Annotated in this window: 7 protein-coding genes and 1 pseudogene; 2 read left to right on the top strand and 6 right to left on the bottom strand. The window is 64.7% G+C overall.

What is annotated here, in order from left to right; genetic code table 11:
- The 3 genes from JHD67_RS20360 to mtgA all read right to left on the bottom strand — a co-directional run.
- The coding region (locus JHD67_RS20360) for a CBS domain-containing protein (RefSeq protein ID WP_199100993.1) at nucleotides 1–245 on the bottom strand (245 nt) is incomplete at its 3' end.
- A 93-nt stretch (nucleotides 246–338) separates the two neighbouring features.
- The gene (locus JHD67_RS20355; protein ID WP_199100992.1) at nucleotides 339–1,295 is read right to left on the bottom strand and encodes a glycosyltransferase family 2 protein; all 957 of its coding nucleotides are present in this window, start codon (nucleotides 1,293–1,295) and stop codon (nucleotides 339–341) included.
- A 65-nt stretch (nucleotides 1,296–1,360) separates the two neighbouring features.
- Nucleotides 1,361–2,101, bottom strand: a complete 741-nt coding sequence (gene mtgA, locus JHD67_RS20350; RefSeq protein ID WP_199100991.1) for a monofunctional biosynthetic peptidoglycan transglycosylase — start codon at nucleotides 2,099–2,101, stop codon at nucleotides 1,361–1,363.
- 179 nt (nucleotides 2,102–2,280) lie between these two features.
- On the opposite strand from mtgA, the gene JHD67_RS20345 reads away from it, so the two are divergent.
- The gene (locus JHD67_RS20345; RefSeq protein WP_199100990.1) at nucleotides 2,281–3,180 is read left to right on the top strand and encodes an Hsp33 family molecular chaperone HslO; all 900 of its coding nucleotides are present in this window, start codon (nucleotides 2,281–2,283) and stop codon (nucleotides 3,178–3,180) included.
- Nucleotides 3,181–3,261: 81 nt separating this feature from the next.
- Here the strand turns inward: JHD67_RS20345 and JHD67_RS20340 are convergent, their stop codons facing one another.
- Complete coding sequence (locus JHD67_RS20340) at nucleotides 3,262–6,162, bottom strand: EAL domain-containing protein (protein WP_199100989.1); 2,901 nt, start codon at nucleotides 6,160–6,162, stop codon at nucleotides 3,262–3,264.
- Between the two features lie 255 nt (nucleotides 6,163–6,417).
- Between JHD67_RS20340 and JHD67_RS20335 the strand changes: the two genes are divergently transcribed.
- Nucleotides 6,418–7,338 carry a hypothetical protein gene (locus tag JHD67_RS20335; protein WP_199100988.1) on the top strand — a complete coding sequence of 307 codons (921 nt, stop codon included), beginning with the start codon at nucleotides 6,418–6,420 and terminating at the stop codon, nucleotides 7,336–7,338.
- Between the two features lie 74 nt (nucleotides 7,339–7,412).
- On the opposite strand, the gene JHD67_RS20330 is transcribed toward JHD67_RS20335, so the two are convergent.
- A complete protein-coding gene (locus JHD67_RS20330; RefSeq protein WP_199100987.1) occupies nucleotides 7,413–8,315 on the bottom strand; it encodes a DUF4097 family beta strand repeat-containing protein in 903 nt (300 codons plus the stop codon).
- A gap of 19 nt (nucleotides 8,316–8,334) precedes the next feature.
- Nucleotides 8,335–8,536 (bottom strand): annotated as a pseudogene (locus JHD67_RS20325) (hypothetical protein); the annotation flags it as partial.

Raw genomic sequence — 8,536 nt, 5'->3', positions numbered from 1 at the left:
GTCAAGGGCGGGCTGCTCATGATCTCTGAGACTGCGGTCTGGGCAGACGATCGGCCTTGCAGGATCACCTTGCGCGCGTAGTCGCGTTCGGAAACGATGCCTACCAGCCTATCGCCGCGCATCACCAGCAGGGCGCCGACGCGGTGCTCGGCCATATGCTTGATCGCTTCGAGTACGGGCGCGTCCGGTGCGATGCTGAAGATGTCGCTGCCCTTGCTTTCCAGCAAATGCTTGACTTGGCGCATGCTTGAACCTCCCACGCGGTCGCGGATGGGCCGCATGGATTGAGTCTAGCGCTGCCGTGAGCGCAGGGTGTTGGGCCGGCGTGAAGCTGCAACTCAGCGGGCGTGGCCGGCGTCCCCTTGAGCCTTGGCCGGGCGCTGCTCCTCGATGAAATACAACGGTCGCTGCTTGCTCTCGGCGTAGTTCCGGCCGAGGTATTCGCCGATCACGCCGAGCGCCAGCAACTGCACGCCACCAATGAACAGGATGACCACCATCAGCGAGGGGTAGCCGTGCACCGGGTCGCCGAACACCACTGCCTTGCCAAACACCCACAGGCCGTACAGGAACGCCAGCAGCGAGGAGAACACGCCGGTCCAGGTGGCCAGGCGCAGCGGGGCGGTGGAGAACGAGGTGATGCCCTCGATCGCCAACTGCATCAGGCGCCAGTAGTTCCACTTGGTTTGCCCGGCCTGTCGTGGTTCGCGCAGGTAGTACACGGCGGTCTGACGGTAGCCGATCCAGGCGAACAAGCCCTTCATGAAGCGCTGTCGCTCACGCAACTGGCGCAGCGCCGCCAGGGCGCGTCGCGACAGCAGCCGGAAATCGCCGGTATCGCGTGGCACGCGGGTATCGGACAGGCGCTCCATGCTGCGATAGAACAGCGCTGCGGTGAGCCGCTTGAAGCCGCTTTCGCCCGCCCGCGCAGTGCGTGTGGCGTAGACCACGTCAAAACCCGCCTGCCATTGCTCGACCAGCGAAGGGATCAGCTCGGGCGGGTCTTGCAGGTCGGCGTCGATGACCACCGCCGCATCGGCATCGACATGGTCCAGGCCCGCGGTGAGCGCGGCCTCCTTGCCGAAGTTGCGCGATAGCTTGATGCCGCCCGTGCGCGGGTCGCGTGCGCGCAGCCCTTCGATCAGCGCCCAGGTGTGGTCGCTGCTTCCATCGTCGATGTAGAGCACATCGCACTCCAGCGGCAATTCGTCGAGCGTGCGACTCAGGCGTGCGTGAAAGCTCTCCAGCACGGCAGCCTCGTTATAGGCTGGTACGACGACGGTAAGGCGGGGCATGGTCGGCGCTCGAAGATCACGGTAAAGGCCGGCATGCTAGTGGAACGCCTCGGCGGCCGCGAGCGTCAGCGCCGTCGAGGCGACCGTGCCGGTGTGGCGCTCTGCAGATAGGCCGGACCGCCCAGCTGATCCATCTGTCGCTGGATCCAGTTGGCGCGGCTCTGTACATAGGCACTGGGCCGATCGGCCCGCAAGCGTCGCGGATTGGGCAGCACGGCGGCCAGTCGAGCGCTCTGCGCCGGGTTCAGGCGCGCTGGCGACTGCTGAAAGAACGCGTCGCTGGCCGCGCCCACGCCGTAAATGCCGTCGCCCAATTCGGCAATGTTCACGTAGACCTCGAGAATGCGCTGCTTGGGCCACAGCGTTTCGATCAGCACGGTGAAATAGGCTTCCAATCCTTTGCGGACGAAGCTGCGGCCGTTCCACAGAAACAGGTTCTTGGCGGTTTGCTGGCTGATGGTGCTGGCCCCGCGCAGGCGCCGTCCTTCGTCCGCGGCATCCATCGCGTCCTGGATGGCGTCGAAATCGAAACCGTGGTGGAACGGAAACTTCTGGTCCTCGCCTGCCACCATGGCCAGCGGCACATAGGGTGATACCTGAGTCCAAGGTACCCAGCGCTGATGCAGGTGGAAGTCGGTCTCGCCGTGGAGCAGGGCGCCGATGCGGCGTTCCATCATTACCGCCGACGTCCAGGGCGGCACAAAGCGCAGCACCAGCACCGCCAGGACGGTCACCGCCAGCCAGCACGCCACGGCCAGGGCCAACAATCGAATCAGGCGAATGGGTAGCGAACGGGTTCGGGTCATGGCGATGGGGGAACGGGCGACGTGGCAGTATAAGAGGCGGTCCATGATCGGCGAGGGGCCCGTCCCAGGTGTCGTTCCAGCCCCGGTCAGGCCACGCGCCATGCGGGCGCGCCGGGTGCGCGTTGTGCCCAGGCCCTGCCGTCCCCATATGGTGGGACTGTTCTTGAGAGGTCCGATCCGTGGAAAACGTGCTTGTCGAAGATGTGCTGCACCGCTTCATGCTTGAGCGCGCCGGCGTGCGTGGCGTGCTGGTCCGGCTTGGGCCGGCCTGGCGCGAAGTGGCCGGCCGTTCCGCCTACCCGGGCGTGCTGCGTTCGGTGCTGGGTGAGACCCTGGCGGCCTGTGCGCTGCTGACCGGCAATATCAAGCTGGAAGGCTCGCTGTCGGTGGAACTGAAAAGCGCGGGCGCCTTGCGCCTGTTGTTCGCCGAATGCACCGACCAGGGCCGCTTGCGCGGTCTGGCGCGCTGGAACGATCCGTTGCCGGACACGCTGGATCTGGCCGCGCTGCCCAATGCCGTCATGGCCATTACCATCGGACATGCCGAGCGCGGCCAGCGTTACCAGGGCCTTGTCGATTTGCAGCATCCGACCGTGTCGGCGGCGTTGGAGAATTATTTCAGCCAGTCCGAACAGTTGCCGGCGCGCATCGTGCTGGCCGCCGATGGCGAGCATGCCGTGGGTCTGATGCTGCAGAAGCTGCCCGACGAAGGTGGCTACGACGCCGCCGAAGACGAGGATGCCTGGACCCGCATCCAGCATCTGACCGCCACGCTGGGCGCCGAGGAGCTGCTGTCCACGCCGCCGGAGCAGTTGCTGTATCGCCTGTATCACGAGGAATCGGTGCGTCTGTTCGATCCGCGCCCGCTGGTGTTCGGTTGCAGCTGCACGCGCGAGCGCGTGGAGACGGTGTTGCGTTCGCTGGGCCGCGAGGAAGTGGAAGCCGCCCTGGAAGCGCGCGATGGCGAGATCGAGGTGATCTGCGAATTCTGCGCGCAGCGCTACACCTTTGATCGCATCGACGCCGAGCACCTGCTCAGCATCAGTCCGGGTGCGAGCGCACCCAGCACGGCGCAGTAAACCGCCCGCGTGGAACGCCAAAGGGCCGGCCAGGAGGTCGGCCCTTTTGTTTTCCATATGTCGGAACCGAAGAGCTTCGGCTCAGGGCAGCGCGAAATGGTGCTCGCGTTGCAGCCACACCTCGGCCATCTTCGGGGTGGCGAACAGGAAGCCCTGGCCGTAGCGGCAACCAATGTGCAACAGCGCTTCACGTTGCTCCTCGTCCTCGATGCCTTCGGCGATCACCTGCATCTGCAGGGAGTTGGCCAGCGCCTGGATGGCGCGAACCACGGCGGCACTGTGGCCGCCCTCGCGCGTCAGTTCGATGATGAAGGAGCGATCGATCTTCAGCGTTTCGATCGGGTACTGATGCAGGTAGCTCAGCGAGGAGTAACCCGTACCAAAATCGTCCAGCGCGATGCTGACGCCATGCGAGCGCAGGTTGTCGAGCATGCGCTTGACCTGGATGGCGTTCTCCAGCAGCGCGCGCTCGGTCACCTCCACGCGCAGGCAGCGTGGCGGAAGATTGTGCGACTGCAGGAGGTCAAGCAGGCGCTTGTCCAGATCCGGTGAGCGGAAGTGCCGCCCCGAGACGTTGATGCTGACAAAGCCGTCGCTGCCCGCCAGTGCTTCGGCCTGCGCGCAGACCTGGTCGAAGATCTGCCAGTCGATGCTTTCCGAGCAACCGCTTTCCTCGGCCACGGCAAGAAAATCCGCCGGCGTGAGCAGGCCGCGGTCAGGATGGCGCCAGCGCAGCAGCGCCTCGTAGCCGACGGTGCGGCCGTTCTGCAAGGCCACGATGGGCTGGTAGAACGGAACGAATTCGTTGCGGCTCAACGCGCGGCGCAGGTCGCCTTCCATTTCCAGCAACGACAGCGCCTCGCGACGCAAACGGTCGTCGAATACGGCGGCGCGATGACGGCCTTCGTCCTTGGCGCGATACATGGCGGCGTCGGCGTCGCGCAGCAGCTCTTCCGGGCGCTGGTAGTGCGGGCTGGGCAGGGCGATGCCGATCGAAGCCGAGGTGAAGATTTCCTTCGCGCCGAGCCGGAACGGCGTTTGCAGCTCATCGATGATGCGCTCGGCGATCAGCAAGGCCATCTTGGGGTCGGTAATGCCCTCGGCCAGCACGGCGAACTCATCGCCGCCCAGGCGCGCCACCACGTCGCGCGTCTTGAGGCAGGCGCGAATGCGCCCACCCACCTGGAACAATAGGTCATCGCCGACCAGATGGCCCACCGAGTCGTTGATCACCTTGAAGCGATCAAGGTCGATGAACAACACCGCGAACAATTCCTGCGTATCGCCGTGATAACGCTGCAGGGCCTGTTCCAGGCGTTGCAGCAGCAGCGTGCGATTGGGCAAGCCGGTGAGCGAGTCGTGCAGGGTTTCGTACTTGAGGCGGCGTTCCACGCGCTCGCGCTCGGCGATCTGTTCGCGCAGATCGCGGTTGGCCAGGGCCAGCGCGCGGGTACGCTCGGTGACGCGGCGTTCCAGCGTGGCGTAGGCCTGCTTGAGCGATTCGGTGGTGTGCTTGCGCTGCAGTGCGTTGGCCACGTGGTAGCCGACGAAGGTCAGCAACTCCTGGTCGCGCACGTCGTAGGTATGTTCGGGCGAATAGCTTTGCACCGCCAGTACGCCCATCGCGCGATCGCCCCAGATCAGCGGCACACCCAGCCAGCAAATGGAGCGCGAGCCGCGATGGGTCAGCTCGCCCACGCGCTCCAAGCGGTCGAATTCGTCGGGATTGGCCAGCAGCGGCTTGGCATGGCGCAGTACGTATTCGGTCACGCCGCGGCCGTGCGCGCGCGGCAGGCGCACGGTATCGAACTCGTCCACGGAGTAGGGAAAGCTAAGCGTTTTCTGCTCTTCGTCCAGCAACGCAATGTAGAAATTGCGCGCGTACAGCAGGCCGCCGATTACCCGGTGCACGGCGGCGTAGAAGTTGTCCAGGCTTTCCGAGGCGTTGGCCAGCTCGGCGATGCGAAACAGCGCCGCTTGCAGGCGTTCGCCCCGTTGACGTTGCAGCACCTGCTGGCGCAGCACGCGGTTGGCTTCGCGCAAGGCGGCGGTGCGGCTGGAGACGCGTCGCTCCAGTTCCTCGTGCGCCTCGCGCCGCTCCAGTGCGGTCTGCACGTGCTTGGCCACGTAGCTGAGCAATTCGCGGTCATGCTGGGTGTAGTGGGTGTCCTCGCGATAGCTTTGCATCACGATGCCGCCGACCACGCGACCGTCGCGCAGCAGCGGTACACCCAGCCAGTGTTCGCACACCGGCCCAAGCAGTACGAAACGACCCTTGAACTGTTCGGTCAGTTCGGTGACCGAACCCATGATCGGCTGGCCGCTCTGCAACAGGTTCCAGGTCAGGCTGTGGCGCATTTCCTGCAGCGGTACAGCCTGGTCGGGCAGTGGCGGATCCTTGTCCATCGTGTCCACGTAGTACGGAAAGCGCACCGTGTCGGTAGTGGCGTCGTACAGCGCGATATAGAAGTTTTCCGCGTACATCAGGCTACCGAGGATGGCATGCAGCGAGTGCATCATCTCGGTCATGTTGTGTTCGGCACCCGCCTGGTCGGCGATGGCATAGAGCGCACGCTGCAGGCGCTCGGCGAGGGCGAGGCGCGAAATGGCCTCGTAAAGCCGCGAGGTTTCGGCCAATTGGCGCAAGCGGGCGGCCGCGAGGCGACCGAGCCAGGCCAGTTGGTCCTGCGGTGCATCGGGCGTGGCATCGACCGGCAGTTCCAGCACCAATGAACGCAGGCCCTGGGGATCTTCGGCCAGATCAAGCTGCCGGCTGGCGCCGTCCTCCGGCGTGGGATCGCCCAGCAGTCGCCAATGCAGGCGGCCGGGCACGCCCAGTTCGCCCAGCACGGCCTCGCAGATTTCCAGCACGCTGGCGGCATCCGTCGCGCGGAACAATCGTTCCACGGCGGCATGCATGGCCGAGACGTTGCCGTCTGCGGGCCATGGGGCCGGCGTGTTGCTGGTAAAGGTGGAACTCATCGGGCGCAGCGGATCCGTGCGTGGTCGACAAAGCGGACTATATAGCGCCTCCATTCAGCTTTGTCGCTGGGTGACGCTGGCTGGGAACCCTTAACGCCCTGGAATGTCAAAAAGCTGTGATTTCGACCGCTGTATTAGCACTTTTGAGAACCATGGCAGGTGTTAGTAAAAAGTAAAACGTGGTAATCTGGCCACCAATCGTCTCTGGGAGGGGGCGATCCTTTCCGTTCTCCAATCCGTGGGGGCTCCGCGCAGATGCGTCGTTGGTTGCTGTCATTGTCGTTGCTGTTCATGCCGTTTATCGCGGCAGGGCAGTCTGCGACCAGCGATTCGTACGACGTTGCGGGCCGCTTGCTAATGCAGAAGCCGGATCAGGTGGCCCAGGTCGGCCCCGGAGTCGCCGTGCCGTTGTGGCGTGGGGCCGATGGTCGTTGGCTGGCGCTCCAAGTAAACAACGATACGCTTGCTGCGGCACAGCGTGCGGATGCGCCGCTGCAGTTCCGTGCGGTGGATGCGGCGACGGTGCTGTCCACCGACGTGCAGTACGGCCTGGCTCCCAATTTGCAGGCGCATGTGGGCGTCACCGAGCGTACCTGGGTGAACAACCAGGCGCCGCGCGTGATCGGCAGCGAAGTGGGCGCCACCTACAACACGGGTCGCTACAGCTTGGGCCTGAGTGTGGGTGCGGACAGCGTGCCGGGTAACAACGCTACCCTGCCGCGTCTGCTACCGGGTGCGATGCCCGGCGTGAATGGCCTTTCGGGGTTTGACAGCAGCACCCAGCTCAACGCCCATGGGCGCCTTGCGCTCGACAGCAAGAGCGGCATCGATCTAGGTGCCAGCGTGGGCCGTGTGCGCCTGCTGCCGGGTAACTTGCTGGGTATCAGCACGGTGGACCAGAAGGCACTGAGTTTTGGTGTGGATCGCGGTCCGCTGAGCGGCGCCATCATTGGTCGCACCATGCAGCCGGAGGCTGGCGTACCCGGCGCGGGTTACAACCCCGATCGGCGCTGGAGCAGCATCGACCTGGGCGTGACCTGGCGTTTGCCGTGGCAGGGTCAGTTGAGCATCGGCGCGCAGAACGTGTGGTCTTCCGGCAACAGCCTCAACACGCCGGCGGGTCCGGAGCCTGATCAGGCGCGCACACCGTACGTGCAATATCACCAGGATCTGTAAGCGCGCATCTGCGCCATTCGCCATTAAAAAAGCCGGGCTATGCCCGGCTTTTTCTGTTTGCGCGCGGAGTGTGTTCAATCCTGCTTGCGAATACGCAGGTCGCCGCTGAAGGTTTCGATATTGATCTTGGCATTGCCGCCGCCGACGGTGGCACGCAGCTCGCTGCCGGGGCCATGCTCGACCTTGGACACGGTGCCGAAATCGCTACGCAAATCGCCGCTGAAGGTATTGGCGTGAATGATGGCGGAGGTGTTGGAGGGAATCTGCACCTGCACATCCCCACTCATGCTGTCCACGTCGAAGGTGCCACCGGGGGCAATGCCGCCGGCTAGCTGCACATCGCCGGAGACCGTGCTGAGGTTGAGCTTGCGCCAGGGGCCGCCGCCGACCCGGATGCGGCCCGACACCGTTTGCAACTCCGCTTCGCTGTTTACGTTGGGTGCGAGGATGTCGCCGCTTACGGTCTGCAGGTTCACGCGGTCGGCGCTGCCGGCAAATTCCAGGCTGCCGCTGACGCTTTCCAATTCGGCCAGCGGCGTGCGTGCATTCACGCGCGCCTTGCCGCTCACCGTATTCACCTTGATCTTGCCGCCATTGATGCCGTCGATGCTCATGGATGCGCTCACCACGTCCACGCTCAGCGACGCGCCCTTGGGTACGCGCACGTCCAGCGTGCTGGAGCCCATGGAGTTTTCGTTGCTCCAGTTGAACCAGCCCGACTTACCCTGCGACTGCACTCGAATGGTCATGTCGTTGTTGTCGCCATCGATGGTCAGCGGCTTGGCGCCATCGCCAAGGTGTCCGGTGACCTGCACCTGATTGCGGTCCCAGGCGATTACGTTCACTTCGCCTTTGACGTTGCTGATGTTGACGCGCACGGTCGGCGCCGCCTCGTGGCTGAGGTTGATGGGGGTATCGGCCAGGGCCTGGCCGATCGACAGGCTGAGCAGGAGGGGGATGACGATGGCGGTTTTCATGGTGAAGGCTCCGCTGGACTCAACCAGCCTGGTGTTCCAACTGACGCAATTGCGATTGTTGCTGTTGCATGCGCTGTAGCAGGCGTTGCAGCGCCGGTGAATCAGGGGCCTGCTGCATGGCCTGGCGCAGTTCCATGTTGGCGGCGTCCAGTTCCACCGCGGCGCCGGCCAGGCGCGGATCGCTGGGATGCCAGCGCGCATCGATCGCATGGGTATCCGCC

It is taken from the genome of Dyella sp. ASV21 (assembly GCF_016428975.1).
GTDB lineage: Bacteria > Pseudomonadota > Gammaproteobacteria > Xanthomonadales > Rhodanobacteraceae > Dyella.
Note: the sequence above shows the minus strand (reverse complement) of the source record. Positions and strands in the feature narration are given on the sequence as shown.